Below are 17,933 nucleotides of genomic sequence, written 5' to 3' on the forward strand. Positions count from 1 at the left end.
ACTAAAGCTGCTTCCTTACTTATCTATTCATAGTCTTCTTCATCATCGACTTCTTCATAATACGAACTCCCATTGCTTACATATATAGGACCGTTCGCAACATCAATACGTAGTACCCATGCCCATGGCACAGCTAAACGTTTATGTATTGCTCTCCAAAAGTTCATTGATTTTCTTTCGTACTCCTGGAACTCCTGAAGTAACTCTTTATAGGAGGAACCGTCTAACTGAATATTTGCTTCTAATAAACGAGAATGGGCATAGTACTGTAACTCTAGTTCAGCAGCAATCTCCATTTCTTCTTCCGTTGCCATACCTATAATTGCTCCATCTGCTGGTGCGATTTCATATACGTTGTGAACTTCAATAAGCCCTTCTTTCTCTTTCTCAAACATGTAAACAGCCTCCTTTAACCAATATTTTTTATGTTACAAAGTCATACTTCTACAATACCTTCTCCCTTTCCTCTTTTTTTGATAAACTTTTACAAATTATTTATCTGATAATCTGTAGACTGTATTCTTTCAGCAGAACTGAAACAATTATTATCAAAAGTTAATTTATACACATCAGGCATATGAAGGGTTTTCCAAAACTGAAAACCATATTTCGAATCAAAATAATTCATTAGTAATACCATAATATTCCCATGAGTACCTATTACAATATTCTTACCTTTATATTTTTTTAATATACTTTGCATACATATTACAGCGCGTCTTTGCACTACATCATTTGATTCTCCGCCTTCGTATGCAAAAGTCCAGTCTTCCCATACCTTCTGAATAGCATCGTTAAAATCTGTTACTGGCTCTTTACTTAATAACCTTTCCCGTAAATCTTCTTCCAGTTGTATTGATAAATTATATGTATTCGCAATTCCTTGCACGGTTTGAATCGCCCTTTTATACGGGCTAGAAATAACAACATCAATGTTTTTATCCTTTAACAAACTTGTTACATTACCTGCATCAATCTCTCCTTCTTCAGATAAGGGACGTTCCCTTTCTTCCTTTGTATATGTAGAGTGAGCGTGGCGAACGAAATATACTGTAGTCATTATTCAGCTTCCTTTCTTAGTTTCAATCTATATTCCATGCAGTAAATAGGAAATCCTGTATCATGAATAGAAAAGAGCGCCTTTTAAAAAGCGCTCTTTTGTTTACATAATAAAATTATTCCATTATAACTTTCTTCTGAATTCTTCATCTGTTATAGCATCTTGAATAAAATAATCTATATTATTTCTCAGCTTTTGATATGCAACTTGATCTTCTATATCGTTAAACATAATTACAACTTCTACCTTATTCCCTTTCTTATCTGTAGTATACAAACTTTTTGTCAATACGAATGCGGTAGAACCACCTTTTTGACCAGCATATTCCAACTTACTATTTTCAACTGTTCCTTTAAAAACATTATCAATTTCATCTTGCATTGATTTTGGAAAATAATTTCTACTATTTATCTTTTCCATTAAACTCAGATAATCTTTAGCATTTGCACTCACTAATCGATCTGACCAAATACGCTGGAATTCCATATCTATTTTTAATGGTATATCACGTTTCTTCCATTCACTTTCATCTTTCATCCATTCATGTATTTGTAACACGTGTTTATTATATTCATCATTAGACATGTTACGTATCATTTCTAACGATTGATTTTCTGGCTCATTAAGCTCTTTTTCTACATACCCTCTCATATATAGTGAAGCAGTATACGAAGAGAACTTGTCATGACTAGTAAGTTCTAACTCTTTTAAACTATCATTTATTCTTTCTATTCCAAGCTTATCTAACAAATATGTTGTATTCGCATTAGAACTATAATGAATCATCCCTTTAGCCACTTCTTCTAAAGCAATCTGTCCATTTTGCACTAACTCTCTCACTTTTGAATCTTCTAACCAGTCAGGATGCGCTCCACCATCAGTGTTTTTAACATAATATTTTTCTAAATCCTGCAATGAAATTTGTTCATCTCGACTTATTTTTCCTTCTGACACTTGCTTAGCAAATTCAACTGCTATTACGATTTTTGCCGTACTTGCTAATGGTAATTTTTTATTTTCATTTACAGATGTTACTACTTCACCGTTTTTTCTAATAAGTAATGAACATGTTTCATCACCTTTATGTTCTTTTATGTACTTTAATACGTAATCAGGATCTTCTTTTGACAAATAGTACTTCATAATAAAAAAGAAAGCTATAACGGCTACTATAATGACTCCTGCAACAATTCCTATAATCTTTAATATGTTCACAATATGCCCCCTCTATAAATTCCCTTCTATATAATAATTATAACGAATAAAAATACAAAATTATACAAAATAGAGTAACTTTTCCCAAAAAAGGAAGAGTTACTCTATTTCACATGATGTTATTTGTCCATTTAACGTAACAACTATATTTGAGTCGTCACTTTCTTTAACTCTATTTAGTCGATTTGAGTTAGGAGGACCAATTACAACTGACTCCTTAATTGGCGAAAGGTCCTTTCCTAATTTTTCTGCACTTACACCGTATGCAGCTTGAAATACTTCTGGCGGTGTTAATCTAAGTATGTCTGATCCCTCTGCTGTTTCAAACTGATCGTTATTAAAGAACAAATGTAATTGTACTTCTTCTGTTACCGCTGTAATCCAATGCCACCATCCCATTGGAATAAAGACAGTTTGCCCCGCTTTCACATGATAATTTTGCAATTGATTCGTTTCGGGATTTAAAATGGATGTAACTGCTTCTCCTGATACAACAACATCTAATTCCCATGCATTCGGATGCCAATGTGGTTCCCGCATATGCCCTTTCGTCATAAATAAATCAACAAACGCCCCTCCTATCATCGCAGGTAACTGCGTTGAGGTAACTTCATATGCAACGTTTTTCTCATCTCTTTTAAAAAAGACATTTTTTCTCGAATCAAAGAAAAGATTTGGCGTTCCTGAGCTTTTCTTTAAATTTTTATTATCTGTAACATAACCTGAACTACTCATTCAATCCCTCTTTCCCGCTCCGAACATTTCTGATTTTACACTGTATCGTATGGGGAAATTTTATAAATGTGCCTATTAACAACATAACAAAAAAACATGCCTTCATGATGAGAGCATGTTTTGTGATTTTTTTCACATTATTTAGTTAAAAAATAAACTTTTTACTTACCATGATGTAACATTAAATCACTAAGTTCTTCTTCAATGTGATTTAATTTCGCAACTCCTTCTTTCCACTTATGAATATAACGCGATACCCCGACAATAAATAAAACAATAATTGTAGAAAGAATAATACCATATACGATTGTTACAGTACTCATAGTTACACTTCCTTATAATTAGTAATGTTGTTATTAGTTATATTTTTATTATAAACCTTTTTCTTTTAAAATACTTCGATTTCAACTTTTTGTAACAAAATTGATTTTTCTAATATTTCGTTCATAAAAATGGAATATTTTTCACAAATTATACAAAACTTCACCATATGTACTATTGCCACATGAGTTATATTGTTAAATAGGATAAAGTGAAATTTTAGTCAGTACGGGGTATCTATCCCACACTGATTATTAGCCCGCACCAACCAGGATTTTACGGACCGTTACTGTGGGATAAAGGGGATGAAATACTATGACGACTTGGTTTATTGTAATGTTAGTTGTATTTGGAGCATTTAAAATTATTGTTTCTAGCCTTCCTAACTCTGCTATTGAATCCATTATTAGCAAGTACGAAACACATCCACAACTTGAAGAAGAGAATGTGACTGTTACAATCAATGGAAATAACTTAGAAGGCGAAAAGAAATCCAAAATTATTCATGATTTTAACGAAGGATTATTTTTAGATCGCTATTATGCACCACCACACAATGAAGGCACTCCTTTAATTATCAATGCAAAACGTGGCAAAAAAGATTTTACATTTTATATTTATAGTCATGAAGAGCATGTTGATGTAGTAAAACAACATAAAAAGAAGGTAGTTGCTTATAGTTTACGCTCTAAAAACCTTCAAAATAATGATAGGTTCGTGTCAGCTGATTTAGCTTAATGCTCATATATTAGAAGAAGGAATCCATGGCACATAGATTCCTTCTTTCCTATTTACTGAAAAATAAGCTCTGTCTTCAAACTATCTTTCGGTAACAACCATCCTTTTTTCTCTATACTCGCCATTAATAATTCTCTTTGTTTTGTCGCGATACTTTCCTCATTTGTTTTAAACGACACTTCTATTACGAAGTCATCTTCTATCTTCCCGGTATTACTTAATGGCCAAATTTCAATATTCATTTTTATATTTTCAAATTCACCTGTATACCGTTTCATTAATACAGGACCATAAATGTGAGAATCCTTCAGCATCTCTTCTCCCCAATTCGTATACAACCATTTGTTCATTTTCCCTGGCAACTTTTCTATTAACATGTTTTGAGCAGCTCGTTCGTTTGGTAAATCAAGTACTCCATACCCTTTAGCACTATAACTTTTCTTATTTGAAATACTTAATGTTTTCTTCTCAAATCCCCAATCTATTTCTGCCTCATAGTTATCAGTTTTACTATCAAATCCATCCTTCTTAGCTACTTCTAATGCATCTGGAATCATACCATTTTGAATCGGGTATCTCTTTTTATATGTTAGCTCAAAATCTTTACTAAATTCTTTCTTTCGGATCCTCGCAAACCAACCTTCATTACTTAAACTTTTATTCGCCGTATCTAAAAATTGCACTTGTATTCTTTCATAATTTGTACCAGCCTGGAAATGTTCTAGTACCTCTTGCTTCATCTCTTTGTTATAACCTAATACTTGTTCTGGCTTTAATAATAACTTCACTTCAAAACTAGGTTTCATTGGACTAGCAGCAAACCCTTCCTTAACGTTATAAAGGAAACAACAAAAGAAAATACTTACGAATACAAATACCTTTTTCATATACCGATCTCCCTTACATTTTAAATTACTTCTATACGTTCCAGAGTAAGCGAATACACATTTTCATATCCTGCTGTGCTTAGCTTTTGTTGTAATCGATCCGTATCCTCTTTCAAAGCATGTACTAACACCGTATGTTCTGGTAATAGTGTATTTAACATTTCCTTAACGTCACTTATACTTTGATGAACTTTATATGGAACTCGCTTCACCCTACATTCTTTACCTACACGTTCCTTCAAAACTTTTTCTGCAAAACTTCCTTTAGCAATATGTCCAGTAAAGATAATGGAATTTCGTTCTTCATATCGCAGTTGTTCATAATATAACTGTGCTCGTTTCATTTGCATATTCGCATCACTCATTACAACTATTCCGTAACTATTTTGCATACAAATGTCATTATCCATAACTATTATGTTTCTTTTTAAACTCTCCACAACCCGTTCAAGTTTTTCATTATTTTTTAACCAATCTTTATATACGAACATCTCTTCAAAACCAACCAAAATTTCTTTATCTACTATAATTGGAAGTTCTTTATATCGTTCATATAAATACAATACTATATCTTGCGCCCTACCAAGTGAGGGCAGTGGTAGTAATACTGTTCCTTTATTTTGAGCAACTCGTTCAATTTCTGCACATAATTCGTCTACTCGTTCCTTTTGTGAAACATCATCAGTGTGATAAGCGGCATCTACAATAGCAATTTTTATATCGCTTCGCAAATCTTCAGGTAAATTAGCTCGTAGTATATTAGATTCTGCTGAATAATCACCAGAATAAAATACGTATGTATTACACATATCCACTAAAAACCAAACAGCTCCTAATACATGCCCACTATACCCCCATTGAAACCGCAACGTTGGTGTAATCTGTATCCATTCATTTGGATTACTAATCTCATCAATACATACATAATTTAGATCTTTAATATTTTGATCGTTATAAGGTAAATTCCACCCTTTTGAAAGATTGTAGTTTCCCCATTTTTCAAAATAAGCTGGAAGTTGCTCCTTCGTATAACGAGTCGTCCAAATTTTTTTCTTATATCCATACTTCGTCAATAAAGGTAAACCCATCGTATGGTCTTCATGAATATGTGATAAAAATACTGCATCCAAAAATGGAACAACTTCTCTTTCTATTTTAGGATAACTATCCTCATATGATCGATTAATACCACAATCAAATACTATTTTTGTCTCTTTATTTTTTACAAAATAGCAGGAACGACCGTATTCTCCCGCTCCTCCCCATACTTCCATCCTCATCATGCTACCCCTTTTCGTTTTTGCTCCATATGTTGCAGAAGTAATAAGCACATTGTTGTAAGCCCAACAGAAACAACAGCCATTGCCATTCCTATAGATACTTCTCCTTGTTCAAATTGAGCAAAAATAAACGTTGCTGACGTTTCTACTGATGGAGGTAGTACGAGAAGCGATGCTACTAACTCTCTTATCGAAATCGTAAATGTCATCGCCCATCCAGCAAGAATTCCTGGAATAATAAGCGGCAATATTATTTTTCTAAAAATATAAATGTAATTCCCGGAAAAAATACTTCCTGCCTGTACAAGAGAATCATCAATTTGTCCGAGCGATGCTTTTACATACTGCACCGTATAAGGTAAAAAGAGAACAACATACGTTACGATAACCATGACTGGTGTATTGTAAATTGACATAGGCATATAGGGTGAATTCCAAAATAAAATAAGCCCTACAACCATCACTATTCCTGGTACCATATTCGGTAACATGCCGCACATATCAAGCCATTTTTCAGAGGACTTTTTCCCCTTTCGAATCATAAGCGCCAAAAATACGCCAATAATTACAGCAACAATCGCCGTTACGAGTGAAAAAAGAAAACTGTTCCATAAAGCTTCTAATCCCGGAGAACCAATTGTAAATAATGCTTCATAATGGCTTGTTGTAAAGTTATTAAAATGTAAGCCACCGCCTCTTAACTTCGACAAAGAAGCAATAAGTATAGAAAAGTATGGGATTCCAATTGCTACTATTAGTAAGCCAATTACATAAACCCATGCTATAACGCGCGCAAATATAGACAAAGTATACCTTTTAGATTTCACACCTTTTCCACTAACCATTGCATATGTATACTTTCGATTCAATACATTTTGCATATACCAAATGAGCATACACGCACTAAGTAATAAAGAAGATAGTGCTGTGGCACTGCCAAAATCAATCGGCCAACTAGAGATAAATTTATGAATCTCAGATGTTAACACATGGAATCCTATTCTACGTCCGAATGTAGCTGGTGTTCCAAATTCAGCAATCGTCTTTACGAAAATGAGTAAAGCACCCATTACATAACTTGATAACAATAACGGTAGTATTATTTTTCTTAAACGATAGAAAAAACTTCCACCATGAACTGCTGCCGCTTCTTCTTTACTACTCCCAATCTGAAGTAACGTGTTTTTCAACATGAAGTAAAGGAATGGGAATAAATGCAGACTCATAATTAAAACCATACCGCCTAAACTAAAAAACGATGATGAAATCGGCTTTAAAGCCGGAAAAAATTGTTCAAAATAACCGTTAGGTTGCATGAACAAAATCCATCCCATCGATCCGATATAGGGCGGGGTCATAAATGGGATCATAAAAACAATATCTAACTTACTATACTTTCCTACATCTGTTTTGCTCATAATGAACGCCAATGGAAACGCAAATATTGTAGCTCCTATTACAACGAGTACACCTAGAAGCATCGAATTTAGAAAAATCCCAGCTAATCCACCACTCTGCATGACTTCAAAAGGCTTTAAAAAATTCCAACTGCTATTTTCATATACACTAGAAAATAAAATGAGAAAAAGCGGAATGACGATTAACATCGCCACAAGTAACAACGCTACTGTCATTCCAACTTGTCTTACTGATACGAATCGATTTACCATGTAATCACCATCTTATTGAAATACTTTCTTAAATTGTTTTGCTATTTCATCTTGTTCTTTCTCAACTGTTTTCCAATCAATATTTAATACTGGAATCTCTTCTACATTCGGTCTATTTTCAGCTTTTATATCTTTTCTACCGGGCAACAAATACGCTTTAGAAACTTGTTTTTGCACATCATCTGATAATAAATAATCAATAAACTCTTTTGCACCTTCTACATTTTTACTATCCTTCATAATGCCTGCTGCACGTGGACTAATGACTGTTCCGCTTTTTGGATATACGATATCAACCGGTTCACCCTTTGCTTTTGCACTGTACGTCATATAGTCAACACCCGCAATTACCATATCTTTCGCACCTGTTACAACTGGGTCTAACGCTTCTTGGTTTGCCCCAGCTACTGTAACTTCATTTTTCTTAAGCTGTTCAAATAAATTCCATCCATCTTGTCCATTCTTTTTCACATATCCTGTTACAAAGTCTAAAGCTGAACCTGAAAGTGCTGGATCTGGAAGATTCACTTTCCCTTTCCATTCTCCTTTCGTTATATCGCTCCAATCTTCAGGTGCTGTCTTCACATTTTTTGTGTTATACACAATTCCTAATGCTGAAGCACTATATCCAAAATAATGTCCTTTATCATCCGACCATTCAGAACGAAGCTTATCAGCTTGTTTTGCTTCTTTATAAGCTAACGTTTGCCCATCTTTTTTTAATCCTTCCATCGCTGGTAAAGAAGCAAGTACGACAACGTCAACGACTGGATTTTTCTTTTCAGCCTCCATTCTTGCTAAAATCTTACCTGTTGTTCCTTGAAACATTTCTACTTTTATCCCTGTTTTCTTTTCAAAGTCCTTTTGAATTTTTTCTGCTAATCCTTTTGGTCCTGCACTATATACAACGATTTTCTTTTCATTAGCGTTTTTATTTTTTGCATCTACACTGCCTGTCTTTGAGCTACAACCTGTTACTACAGCAGAAAATAGTAAAGTACATACAAATAAAGACTTAAGCGAACTGAATTTCTTCATACGATTCTCCCCCTATATGATGAATACATTTTTTTGGTACATATAACGATACCGGTTTACCAACGCTTAGCTTACTATTGTGATAAGCTGTCCATACACCGAGTGTCCCCATGTTTACTTTCACTTCATAACGTTCTCCTACATATGTAACGTGCTGAACTTCACCTGTATACATTTCGCATAAGTCATTTTTTGTCCAGCTCACATGCTCTGGACGAATCATTTTTTTCCCCTCTACAAGCCAATTTGCCTTACCAACAAATTTTGCAACAAATTCATGAGACGGTTTCACATAAATGTCTTCTGGTGTTCCTTTTTGTAATACTTCACCCTGCTTCATGACAATAATTTGGTCTGACATTGACATAGCTTCTGTTTGATCATGTGTTACATACAATGCCGTTAAACCAATTGAATGAACGATGTCCATAAGTTCTAATCGCATTTCTTCTCGCAAAATTGCATCGAGTGCACTTAACGGTTCATCGAACAAAATAAAATGAGGTTTCGTTACAATTGCTCTAGCAAATGCGACACGTTGCTGCTGTCCACCTGAGAGTTCATGCGGATATCTTTTCTCCATACCTTGCAAACGAACTCGCTTTATCGCATCTTCTACCTTTTCTCTTAATTGATTCGTTTGCTTTGTAGCCCTTAAACCAAATGCAACATTTTCAAATACAGTCATATGCGGCCATAAAGCAAAATCTTGAAATACCATGCCGATATTCCGTTCATGAGGAGATGTTTTTATCTTTTTAGCAGAAGAATACATGCACTTATCTCCAAAATATATTTCACCTTTATCCGGTTCCTCAAGCCCTGCAATCATTCTAAGTAAAGTCGTTTTCCCGCATCCTGAAGGTCCTAAAAGTGTGGTGAATTCCCCTTTTTTCATTACAATCTGTAACGGCTTTAACGCCTGTGTTTTCCCAAATGCCTTTTCTAATCCATGAATTTTAATATCCATCGTTTCACCTCTCTCCCCTCATTCTTAACCTGCTTTCATTCTATCTGGAAGTTTTATACTGAATGTTAATGTACTGTAAAGATTAAATTAAAAAATCTCTAATAAACTATTTATTTCTATAGATTTTTTCTATAGTTAGAAGAAAAAGGGGCCAACTTATCATGAATCTCTTAAAATTAGAAATTGTAGTGCTTATTAAGAAATACAAAAAGCTTACTATTGTTGCAGAAAAACTTGGCGTTAAACAACCTACTATTACGTTTCATATAAAAAGCTTAGAAGAGGAACTTGGTGTGCCTTTATTTGAATTACGTTCCGGAAGGTATTTCTTAACAGAAGCTGGTGAAGCGTTGCATCATTATGCTTGTAAAATAGATGCACTTATGAAAGAAGCTAGGCGGGTCACACAAGAGTTTAAAGATTTTAATAAAGGCGCTATAACAATTGGTGCTAGTTATGTACCCGCGACTTATCTTTTACCAGAAGTTGTTCACCAATTTCAATGCGAATTTCCAAATATAAAAATAACACTCATAGTAAAAACAGCTCCTGAAATTCGAACGATGCTACAAAATCATGAAATTGATCTTGGGATAATTTCTGCGGCACCGTTTGACGAACCACTTCTAAAACAAATGAATGTAATGCCTGATACACTTGTTCTTGCCTTTTCCAAAGAACATCACCTTTCTAAAAGAACAAATGTATCATTACAAGATATCGAAAAAGAACGTATATTATTGCATCGTAACCCATCTACAACGAGAGATTTACTTACACAATGGACGTTAGCACATAACATTACATTCCAATCAGAAATTGAACTAGATTCATTAGAAACGATGAAACAAATTTTAAAATATGGTAATGGGGTTGCCTTTATTTCAAAACTTGCTATTGAGCAAGAAGTACAACGAAATGAGCTATGCTATATACCGATCCCTGATTTTGAATTTCAGCGTAATATTTATACCATTCATCATGAGGACAGATGGAATTCTAAAATAATTTCTTTTTTACTACACAGCATTACTTCTTTTGCAGAAAAAAATTAAAAGGCTGTCGTTATACACGACAGCCTTTTAAACTATAACTCTATTTGTTTTTCTTATCCTCAATTTTTGCTTGTGCCTCTTCAGCCTTATCTAATGCTTCTGAAACTTTTTTCTCTTTTTCTTTTACATCATCTATACTATCAACAGCTTTAATTAATTTATCGATTCCTTCTTCATTTACCTTTTTTCGTTTCGCTACTCTTTCATTTACTTTCTCTTCCACATCTTTTGCTTTTTGAAGCATATTCTCTGCATTTGATGTCACAGCTTTTTCAAGTGCATCATCTTTTTTCTTTTGTAACACTTCATTTGCAATATCTTTCGTTTCTAAATACTTACCGTCTTTTAATGCTGTCGCACCACGATCTAGTAACTGAGCGACTTCTTTATATGCCTTCGCTTCATTTCCTGATTTCTCTTTTTCCGCTTTTTCAAACCACATAATCGCATCACTATATTTTTCATTTTTCAATGATTGCATACCTGTTTCAATATACGTGTCATAATTACTACATCCAGTCATTACGACTAACAGAAAAAGCATTACAAAACTTAATTTTCTCATGATGTTTTCTCCTTTTCTTTGCCTGCTCACTTTACTGTAACATACATGAAAAGGAGTTTCAAAAACTAAAATACTAATATGGTCATTTTTATATTGTTAAAATTTTCTTTTAAACCGATACATCCACTTGTTTTTTCGCCATATGCTGCTTTACTCCAACTAATACAACTAACAATAATCCTCCACCTAATGTCATCATAACAATGCTAGTCGGTAACATATCTAATAATAATCCATATACAATCATTCCAAGCGGTGCGATTGCAGTAGAAATTGTTTCAAGTAGACCGAATACACGTCCTAAATAGTTTGGATCTGTCGTCTTTTGCATATGTACTTGCATCGGGATATTTACAACCATCATTGATATACCGGTTAAAATCATAAAAGTGATATAGTAAATAAAACTTGCTACTTTCGGAATGATAACTAACAACGGAAAGACTGTGCATAAACTCAAGCCCGCAAATAAAAACAGTCCAATATAAACAGAGCGAAACGGATTATTCACTTCTTTACGTACTGATAAAACAATTGCACCAATTAGCATCCCGACTGCTAACATTCCCTCTACAACACCGAGTTGCTTCGAGGATAAATGCAAATTTTTAATAATAATATATGGAAGCGAAACGAAAAGTGCACTCGCAAAAAAGTTTACCCCTACTGCAATTTTCATTAAACCATATATTTCATGCTGTCGTTTCACATATGAAAAACCTTCTTTTATACTCGTCAAGAAATGCTCTTTACTTTCGGCCAATTCTTTTTTATATAAATCAAATACGATGAATAATTGTACAATAACTGCTAAAAAGAATGTAATACTATTTAACAGGAAAAATGTTTTGATTGAAAAGAAACCAAATACAACTCCTCCAATAATCGGCGCTAAAATATTCGATAAAGATGATGCCGTCTGATTTAAAGCACTCGCTTTTTGAATACGCTCCTCATCTACTAAATTAGGAATAGACGAAGTTAATGAAACAGAATAAAAACTTGCACAAATTGATAATAATGCCGCTGATACATAAATAAACAGAAGTGATGGTCCAAATATAGTAGCAAGAATAAACATGATAAGCATTGTTAAGCTACTTAATAAATCAGTGCCAATTACAAGCCATCTTCGGTTCACACGGTCAGCTACAGCACCTGCAATTGGGCCACAGATCATTCTTGGTATTGATCCGCAAATAAGAGTAGTTGCAAACCCCATTCCTGAACCAGTTGTCTTTAATACGTATAATCCCATTGCAAACGTATAAATACCCGCCCCTAACAAGGACGTCATTTTTCCAATCATCATTAAAATAATATTTCTCGTTGCAATCTTCATTTTCCAATCATTTTGACCTATACTTACATCCCCCATTATGACACTCTCCCTTTAAAAGTTAAATTGTGTTAAACTTATTATATATAAAACTTTCCAATTTTTACAACGAAAAGTTTAATTATATTTAACTTTTTGATTATAAAGGAGCATATGATGGCTACTCTCGGCGAGAAAATTAAAACGTTACGAAAAGAAAAAAAGCTTACTCAAACTGAATTAGCAGGTTCAGAACTGACAAAAAGTATGTTAAGTCAAATTGAAAATGGAAAAGCTACACCTTCCATGAAAACATTACAATACATCGCTGAAAAACTTGGATGCGAAACGAGTTTTTTACTAGAAGAAGATGATGTAGAAATTGTAGAAATCATTCAACAAATGGAACAACTAATAAAGGCAAATAAATGTGATGAAGTATATGAGACTTTACTACCTATCGTTCAAAAAGAGCTACCTTCTACTTTAAATACCGCTCGTTTATATAAACAATTTGTAACAGCTGCGGCGATTATGAAAGATTACAACATTGAATATTACGTTGAAAAGGCTACTTCTATTTTTGAAAAATATACGTTATACCGGGACAGTACGGAAACAAAATTAAAATTATCCTTTACGATATTCACACGTAAAAAGTATGGTGAATGTTTACAACTTATAGCTAGTATTAGAAATGATTATGAAGAGAAACATTTAGAAATGGATCTCATTATACATATCGAGTTATGTTTATATGAAGCCATCATTTTACTAGCATGCGGCGATTATGAAACATGTGAAAAAACAATATTAGAGGCACTCGAGTTTTCAAAAAAGCATCAAGTATATTTTAAAACAGACGAATTTTATCGGATTTTATCTTACCAAAAAGTCATTACAGCTGATAAAGAACAATATTTATATTACATAAAAAAATCTGAGCAATTTGCCATTTTTACAGAAGATACTCTATCCATTGCGATTATTGATATTTTAAAAGCTTACTACTACAACACGATTACTAATGAATATACAATCGCATTAAAACATCTAGAACAATTTCGAGAGAAACTAAAAGATGAGCCACTTTTTCAAGACGACGGATTGTATTATCTTGAAAAAGGAAAAGCTTTATACGGATTGAAACGTTACGAGGAAGCTTTACAAGCATTGCAACGTGATATCATGCCGGATTATATGAACCATCCACTTGATCAAGCGTGGCTTACAACAGCAGGTGCATATCGTGCCCTTTGTTATGTAAAACTTAACGATAAAAAAAGGGCTCTGGAGGAAGCTACAGAAGCCGCTCAAAAGATACAATCCTACCCGGATTCCATCTTTTCTTCTTTTATTAAAGAAACATTACAAATAATACAAAAACTTTAAAAATGTCTCGAAATGGTATATTATTCCTCCTTTCTTGCAAAGATAATAATGATGGGAGGAATATAAATGAATATACAACGCGCAAAAGAGCTTTCCGAGTCATCTGAAGAAGCCAATGTCAGTTTTCAAGGCATGCCTGTTATGATTCAACACGTCGATGAAAGCAACGAAACCGCCCGCATATATGAAGTAACAAATCCAAAACGCGAATTAACGGTTCCAGTTAATAGCTTAGAGGAAATATAAAAAATGCCACTTCGATTTTGAAGTGGCATTTTTCTTACTTTAGATTACTTAATATAAATCCCTTCTATCCTCTGTTTTACAACACCTAAAAAAAATAAGAATCTTCTACTTCTTTTTTTAACCTGCTAAAATACAAACTATGAATTAATTATTCGCACTATACATTAAGGGGGGAAAATAATGAAATATGATTTAGAAAAAAACAAGCCCTATTATGCAGTTATATTCACTTCTAACCTATCAAATGATACAACAGACTATAGTACCGTTGCTGAAAAAATGGAAGACCTTGCGAAACAGCAACCTGGATTTTTAGGTGTCGAAAGTGCACGTGATAATTCCGGACTCGGAATTACAATTTCTTATTGGGAGTCACTTGAAGCAATTGAAAATTGGAAAAAGAACGCCTTACATAAAGAAGCGAAAAAAAGAGGCCGTGAGCAATGGTATGAAAATTTCCACCTGCGCATCTGCCTTGTTGAGAAAGAATATAAGTTTCATAGAGGCACATTGTAACTATGAAGAAAAAACTAGCTCTCGTTGTTGTTCATGAAATATACGGTGTGAATGATCATATGCATCGTGTTATAGACCACTTCACTACATCTCATATAGATGTATTCTGTCCTAACCTTCTACAATTACAAAGTGCATTTCATTATAGTGATGAAGAAAAAGCATATCAACATTTTATGAACCATATTGGATTTGATAATGGAAAAGAGCAAATTGAAGAATTCATTACTTGCCTTTCCAATAGTTACACACATATTGGACTTATTGGCTTTAGCGTTGGAGCTACCATCTCATGGCTATGTAATAACAATCCTAGAATAGATTTTATCATTGGATGTTATGGTTCCCGTATACGTGACTATGTTCACATTAAACCTACATGTGCTACATTACTTATTTTCCCTGAACAAGAAGCTAGTTTTTCAGTATCCTCTTTAATCCAAACATTGCAGCAACAAAATAATCCTTTATTAGAAATAAATCAACTACACGGTGAACATGGATTTTTAAATCCGTACACTGAAAAATATAACGAGCACTCTACAAAGCAAGCATACAACCTAATAGATTCGTTTCTTACGCAAACAATATGATAAAGGAGTTTTATATGTCACTTACATTACTTTTACGCATATTCCTAATAATTCCCTTCATTTCAGCATTAGCTCTCATTTTTATGACGGTTAAAAAAGGAAATTTTCTAAACCGACCATACTTACAATCATTCATCGTATGTGCTCTATTTTTTACGAATTGGATATTATATTTAACAAATTTTTATTCATTACTACCTGAGAAAGTTAGTCGATTTATATTCCTACCCATTTGATTTTTCCTTTGCGTTTTAGGCTTTATCGTTTTCGTACGCGAATGGAAGAACAATCGTATTTTTTCCATATCTATCGGTTTCCTTTCTTCTATCCCGCATTAACGGGCAGTAAGACTCCCACCTCAAAATTCGGCTGAAGCAAAGAAGTTAGGTGAGAGATTAACTGCCCGTAAACGCCCGATTGGTGAAGGCTAATAATCAGTGGGGGATACCCCCCACTGATTATTAGTTTTCTATTTGGGTTATTTTTGTTAGTTCTTTCGGGAATGTGACTGTGAAATGGTAGTAAAAACCTAATCACTTTATTTCATTAACAGCTTTGACCTGAACTTGGTATAATACCAAGTTTGGGTCTATTAATTTCTCCTTAATTTTTATGTAATTATTATATCTCATCTATTTTACACTCTCTTCTTGAAATCATTCCACAGTCTTTTAAACTTAGAAATTCATAGTATCAAGGAATTGTTCAGCTGCTTCATTCTCCTCAATATACTTTTGAAGTCGTATATTCATGATCCCCATATAATCATACCAATTTTAATGAATTCATTAATCACTTTTTAACAATTGAACTATCTTATCTTAAACAAATTGAAACTATATGGCATTTTCTTAATGATTGTAAAACCATTGTAAAAATTATAAATCTTTATATATTATTATTCACATGTACAGTTAAATAGATTATCATCTTTATTGAGAAGGCCTCTCAATAATAAAATAACAGGGAGAAAAACATGAAAACAAAAATTTTTTCTATTATTACAGCTTTAACTTTAATGACATGTTTCGCTATACCAACATTAGCAGCATCTAGTAGTTACAGTTTTAAAATGGACTATCGAGTGGTGGATGGTAGTAAAAACAAACAGTTCCACACACTGTCTAAAGGAAGTGTATATATCAATGGGAGCGCATATGTATATTCTACTGATGGAGGAGCGATGGGACCTTACGATGTAAAATATACTCTGTACAGATCTGCATGGGGTTCGGACCCTAGTTATGGAACAGTTAATGGTGGCATAAATAAATCTTTCTCTGGTGCATACAATGTTGATACAAATTCAAATGAATACTACTTATTTATTTGGAAAACAAATGACGATGGACAGAATGTAAAAGGGAACGGAAAAATATCTAATTAAAATATTGCTACTAAACTATGATGTCTAATAATAGACATCATAGTTTAAATATGAAAATATGAGGGATTTTAAACATGCTAATTGACTTTGATGGTTTTATTCTTATTGGAGCATTTATTATATGGTTATTTTTACTCCTCTTTTTTAAGTTACACCTAAAAAAGAGGAACATGTACTTACTATTTTTTTCAATATTTTATTTGTACCTTTGTGTAGTACTTAATTATACCCAATTCCCAATTATTATAGATGAAAATATGAAAAAAGAAATTGGACAAAATGTTTGGAGAGATGCTAATTTTATACCATTCAACACGGAGCATTTCGCTATAACAACATCATTACTTAATATACTACTAACAATTCCTTTTGGCTTTGGTTTTCCTTACATAAAAAAGACGAATTTCAAACAAGTTGTTTTATCAGGAATTGTCTTAGGATTCTTGTTAGAAATTCTACAACTTTTATCAGCACTTTATGCCGGATTCACTTTTCGATATGTCGATATAAACGATGTAATTTTTAATTGTATGGGTGTCATTTTAGGGTATGGTATATCAAAAGGCTTTACCCTTGTGTATAGAACATTTATACACAAACTTGATATTAAATTGAATTCCTTTTTAAGATATATTTATGAAACGAACAATTCCTCAACATGACTTCCCTTTTACATTAGCATGTTCTATAACGTTTTATAGAACATTATAAAGCAAGAAAAATAGAAGAAAGAAAAGCCTTCATTCAACTTTTCTTCCTTCTATTTTTACCTTTAGATTTTATTGTCATAGTTTCACAAGGTGTGTAATAAATTTGAGGTGTCGCCTTATCAACAAACATCATAAACGTAATGAAGCCGATAATAAAGAAAATAAATAACGTTAATAAAATAGCGCCTATCGTTAAAAGTATCATAACACCACCCCTATATATTTCATGTTATTACA

General features: G+C 33.2%; 22 protein-coding genes and 1 pseudogene. 9 read left to right on the top strand and 14 right to left on the bottom strand.

Annotated elements, in window-relative coordinates; all coding sequences use genetic code 11:
• Positions 1–23: 23 nt before the first annotated feature.
• The 6 genes from AC1DS7_RS08200 to AC1DS7_RS08225 all read right to left on the bottom strand — a co-directional run bounded on the left by AC1DS7_RS08200 (position 24) and on the right by AC1DS7_RS08225 (position 3,515).
• Positions 24–395: a hypothetical protein gene (locus AC1DS7_RS08200; protein ID WP_000461762.1), complete on the bottom strand. Its 372-nt coding sequence runs from the start codon at positions 393–395 to the stop codon at positions 24–26.
• Between the two features lie 89 nt (positions 396–484).
• The gene (locus tag AC1DS7_RS08205) at positions 485–1,060 is read right to left on the bottom strand and encodes a histidine phosphatase family protein (RefSeq protein WP_476998908.1); all 576 of its coding nucleotides are present in this window, start codon (positions 1,058–1,060) and stop codon (positions 485–487) included.
• A gap of 123 nt (positions 1,061–1,183) precedes the next feature.
• A complete protein-coding gene (locus tag AC1DS7_RS08210; protein WP_476998909.1) occupies positions 1,184–2,275 on the bottom strand; it encodes a serine hydrolase in 1,092 nt (363 codons plus the stop codon).
• A gap of 99 nt (positions 2,276–2,374) precedes the next feature.
• Positions 2,375–3,010: a cupin domain-containing protein gene (locus AC1DS7_RS08215; RefSeq protein WP_061675762.1), complete on the bottom strand. Its 636-nt coding sequence runs from the start codon at positions 3,008–3,010 to the stop codon at positions 2,375–2,377.
• A gap of 161 nt (positions 3,011–3,171) precedes the next feature.
• A complete protein-coding gene (locus tag AC1DS7_RS08220) occupies positions 3,172–3,333 on the bottom strand; it encodes a hypothetical protein (RefSeq protein WP_000109008.1) in 162 nt (53 codons plus the stop codon).
• A gap of 65 nt (positions 3,334–3,398) precedes the next feature.
• Positions 3,399–3,515, bottom strand: coding sequence for a hypothetical protein (locus tag AC1DS7_RS08225; RefSeq protein ID WP_002031004.1), 117 nt, complete (start codon positions 3,513–3,515; stop codon positions 3,399–3,401).
• A 131-nt stretch (positions 3,516–3,646) separates the two neighbouring features.
• On the opposite strand from AC1DS7_RS08225, the gene AC1DS7_RS08230 reads away from it, so the two are divergent.
• Positions 3,647–4,069 carry a YfmQ family protein gene (locus AC1DS7_RS08230; protein WP_044441519.1) on the top strand — a complete coding sequence of 141 codons (423 nt, stop codon included), beginning with the start codon at positions 3,647–3,649 and terminating at the stop codon, positions 4,067–4,069.
• Positions 4,070–4,122: 53 nt separating this feature from the next.
• On the opposite strand, the gene AC1DS7_RS08235 is transcribed toward AC1DS7_RS08230, so the two are convergent.
• The 5 genes from AC1DS7_RS08235 to AC1DS7_RS08255 are packed head-to-tail and all read right to left on the bottom strand — an operon-like array spanning position 4,123 to position 9,914.
• Positions 4,123–4,956 (bottom strand): hypothetical protein, encoded by an 834-nt coding sequence (locus AC1DS7_RS08235; RefSeq protein ID WP_063217875.1) that lies wholly within the window; start codon positions 4,954–4,956, stop codon positions 4,123–4,125.
• 20 nt (positions 4,957–4,976) lie between these two features.
• A complete protein-coding gene (locus tag AC1DS7_RS08240; protein ID WP_476998910.1) occupies positions 4,977–6,239 on the bottom strand; it encodes an MBL fold metallo-hydrolase in 1,263 nt (420 codons plus the stop codon).
• A complete protein-coding gene (locus tag AC1DS7_RS08245; protein WP_002031009.1) occupies positions 6,236–7,906 on the bottom strand; it encodes an ABC transporter permease in 1,671 nt (556 codons plus the stop codon). Before AC1DS7_RS08245 ends, AC1DS7_RS08240 begins: the two co-directional genes overlap by 4 nt.
• Positions 7,907–7,918: 12 nt before the next feature.
• Complete coding sequence (locus tag AC1DS7_RS08250; RefSeq protein ID WP_002086426.1) at positions 7,919–8,944, bottom strand: ABC transporter substrate-binding protein; 1,026 nt, start codon at positions 8,942–8,944, stop codon at positions 7,919–7,921.
• Entirely contained in the window at positions 8,922–9,914 is a 993-nt protein-coding gene (locus tag AC1DS7_RS08255) for an ABC transporter ATP-binding protein (protein ID WP_002011954.1), read from the bottom strand. The genes AC1DS7_RS08250 and AC1DS7_RS08255 overlap by 23 nt, the downstream gene beginning before the upstream one ends.
• 161 nt (positions 9,915–10,075) lie before the next feature.
• Between AC1DS7_RS08255 and AC1DS7_RS08260 the strand changes: the two genes are divergently transcribed.
• Positions 10,076–10,969 (top strand): LysR family transcriptional regulator, encoded by an 894-nt coding sequence (locus tag AC1DS7_RS08260; RefSeq protein WP_016092902.1) that lies wholly within the window; start codon positions 10,076–10,078, stop codon positions 10,967–10,969.
• Positions 10,970–11,009: 40 nt separating this feature from the next.
• Here AC1DS7_RS08260 and AC1DS7_RS08265 read toward each other — a convergent pair whose 3' ends face one another.
• Positions 11,010–11,534 (bottom strand): outer membrane protein assembly factor BamD, encoded by a 525-nt coding sequence (locus AC1DS7_RS08265; RefSeq protein WP_002086429.1) that lies wholly within the window; start codon positions 11,532–11,534, stop codon positions 11,010–11,012.
• 109 nt (positions 11,535–11,643) lie between these two features.
• Positions 11,644–12,912: an MFS transporter gene (locus tag AC1DS7_RS08270; RefSeq protein ID WP_002031019.1), complete on the bottom strand. Its 1,269-nt coding sequence runs from the start codon at positions 12,910–12,912 to the stop codon at positions 11,644–11,646.
• Between the two features lie 117 nt (positions 12,913–13,029).
• Here AC1DS7_RS08270 and AC1DS7_RS08275 point away from each other — a divergent pair, with 117 nt between their 5' ends.
• The 7 genes and pseudogenes from AC1DS7_RS08275 (at position 13,030) to AC1DS7_RS08305 (ending at position 17,648) form a co-directional block, all read left to right on the top strand.
• Entirely contained in the window at positions 13,030–14,244 is a 1,215-nt protein-coding gene (locus tag AC1DS7_RS08275; RefSeq protein WP_016092904.1) for a helix-turn-helix domain-containing protein, read from the top strand.
• A gap of 66 nt (positions 14,245–14,310) precedes the next feature.
• Positions 14,311–14,490 (top strand): H-type small acid-soluble spore protein, encoded by a 180-nt coding sequence (locus AC1DS7_RS08280; protein WP_001025736.1) that lies wholly within the window; start codon positions 14,311–14,313, stop codon positions 14,488–14,490.
• A gap of 180 nt (positions 14,491–14,670) precedes the next feature.
• Positions 14,671–15,006 (top strand): antibiotic biosynthesis monooxygenase family protein, encoded by a 336-nt coding sequence (locus AC1DS7_RS08285; RefSeq protein WP_215588911.1) that lies wholly within the window; start codon positions 14,671–14,673, stop codon positions 15,004–15,006.
• Positions 15,007–15,008: 2 nt separating this feature from the next.
• Entirely contained in the window at positions 15,009–15,599 is a 591-nt protein-coding gene (locus AC1DS7_RS08290) for a dienelactone hydrolase family protein (RefSeq protein ID WP_002086433.1), read from the top strand.
• A gap of 14 nt (positions 15,600–15,613) precedes the next feature.
• A pseudogene (locus AC1DS7_RS08295) lies at positions 15,614–15,937 on the top strand (hypothetical protein).
• Between the two features lie 638 nt (positions 15,938–16,575).
• The gene (locus AC1DS7_RS08300) at positions 16,576–16,986 is read left to right on the top strand and encodes a hypothetical protein (protein WP_002011979.1); all 411 of its coding nucleotides are present in this window, start codon (positions 16,576–16,578) and stop codon (positions 16,984–16,986) included.
• A gap of 74 nt (positions 16,987–17,060) precedes the next feature.
• Positions 17,061–17,648 carry a VanZ family protein gene (locus AC1DS7_RS08305; protein WP_002189089.1) on the top strand — a complete coding sequence of 196 codons (588 nt, stop codon included), beginning with the start codon at positions 17,061–17,063 and terminating at the stop codon, positions 17,646–17,648.
• 82 nt (positions 17,649–17,730) lie between these two features.
• Here AC1DS7_RS08305 and AC1DS7_RS08310 read toward each other — a convergent pair whose 3' ends face one another.
• On the bottom strand, positions 17,731–17,901 hold the full coding sequence (locus tag AC1DS7_RS08310) for a DUF3951 domain-containing protein (protein ID WP_002011981.1): 171 nt from the start codon (positions 17,899–17,901) through the stop codon (positions 17,731–17,733).
• Positions 17,902–17,933: the final 32 nt, after the last annotated feature.

The sequence above is a fragment of the Bacillus sp. P4_E1 genome (assembly GCF_056401715.1).

Coding starts and splice junctions, on each gene's coding strand:
- AC1DS7_RS08205 (WP_476998908.1), bottom strand. CDS start 1,060: ATGACTACAGTATATTTCGTTCGCCACGCTCACTCTACATATACAAAG.
- AC1DS7_RS08280 (WP_001025736.1), top strand. CDS start 14,311: ATGAATATACAACGCGCAAAAGAGCTTTCCGAGTCATCTGAAGAAGCC.
- AC1DS7_RS08250 (WP_002086426.1), bottom strand. CDS start 8,944: ATGAAGAAATTCAGTTCGCTTAAGTCTTTATTTGTATGTACTTTACTA.
- AC1DS7_RS08230 (WP_044441519.1), top strand. CDS start 3,647: ATGACGACTTGGTTTATTGTAATGTTAGTTGTATTTGGAGCATTTAAA.
- AC1DS7_RS08290 (WP_002086433.1), top strand. CDS start 15,009: ATGAAGAAAAAACTAGCTCTCGTTGTTGTTCATGAAATATACGGTGTG.
- AC1DS7_RS08240 (WP_476998910.1), bottom strand. CDS start 6,239: ATGATGAGGATGGAAGTATGGGGAGGAGCGGGAGAATACGGTCGTTCC.
- AC1DS7_RS08245 (WP_002031009.1), bottom strand. CDS start 7,906: ATGGTAAATCGATTCGTATCAGTAAGACAAGTTGGAATGACAGTAGCG.
- AC1DS7_RS08260 (WP_016092902.1), top strand. CDS start 10,076: ATGAATCTCTTAAAATTAGAAATTGTAGTGCTTATTAAGAAATACAAA.
- AC1DS7_RS08265 (WP_002086429.1), bottom strand. CDS start 11,534: ATGAGAAAATTAAGTTTTGTAATGCTTTTTCTGTTAGTCGTAATGACT.
- AC1DS7_RS08285 (WP_215588911.1), top strand. CDS start 14,671: ATGAAATATGATTTAGAAAAAAACAAGCCCTATTATGCAGTTATATTC.
- AC1DS7_RS08300 (WP_002011979.1), top strand. CDS start 16,576: ATGAAAACAAAAATTTTTTCTATTATTACAGCTTTAACTTTAATGACA.
- AC1DS7_RS08305 (WP_002189089.1), top strand. CDS start 17,061: ATGCTAATTGACTTTGATGGTTTTATTCTTATTGGAGCATTTATTATA.
- AC1DS7_RS08235 (WP_063217875.1), bottom strand. CDS start 4,956: ATGAAAAAGGTATTTGTATTCGTAAGTATTTTCTTTTGTTGTTTCCTT.
- AC1DS7_RS08255 (WP_002011954.1), bottom strand. CDS start 9,914: ATGGATATTAAAATTCATGGATTAGAAAAGGCATTTGGGAAAACACAG.
- AC1DS7_RS08310 (WP_002011981.1), bottom strand. CDS start 17,901: ATGATACTTTTAACGATAGGCGCTATTTTATTAACGTTATTTATTTTC.
- AC1DS7_RS08215 (WP_061675762.1), bottom strand. CDS start 3,010: ATGAGTAGTTCAGGTTATGTTACAGATAATAAAAATTTAAAGAAAAGC.
- AC1DS7_RS08220 (WP_000109008.1), bottom strand. CDS start 3,333: ATGAGTACTGTAACAATCGTATATGGTATTATTCTTTCTACAATTATT.
- AC1DS7_RS08275 (WP_016092904.1), top strand. CDS start 13,030: ATGGCTACTCTCGGCGAGAAAATTAAAACGTTACGAAAAGAAAAAAAG.
- AC1DS7_RS08200 (WP_000461762.1), bottom strand. CDS start 395: ATGTTTGAGAAAGAGAAAGAAGGGCTTATTGAAGTTCACAACGTATAT.
- AC1DS7_RS08270 (WP_002031019.1), bottom strand. CDS start 12,912: ATGGGGGATGTAAGTATAGGTCAAAATGATTGGAAAATGAAGATTGCA.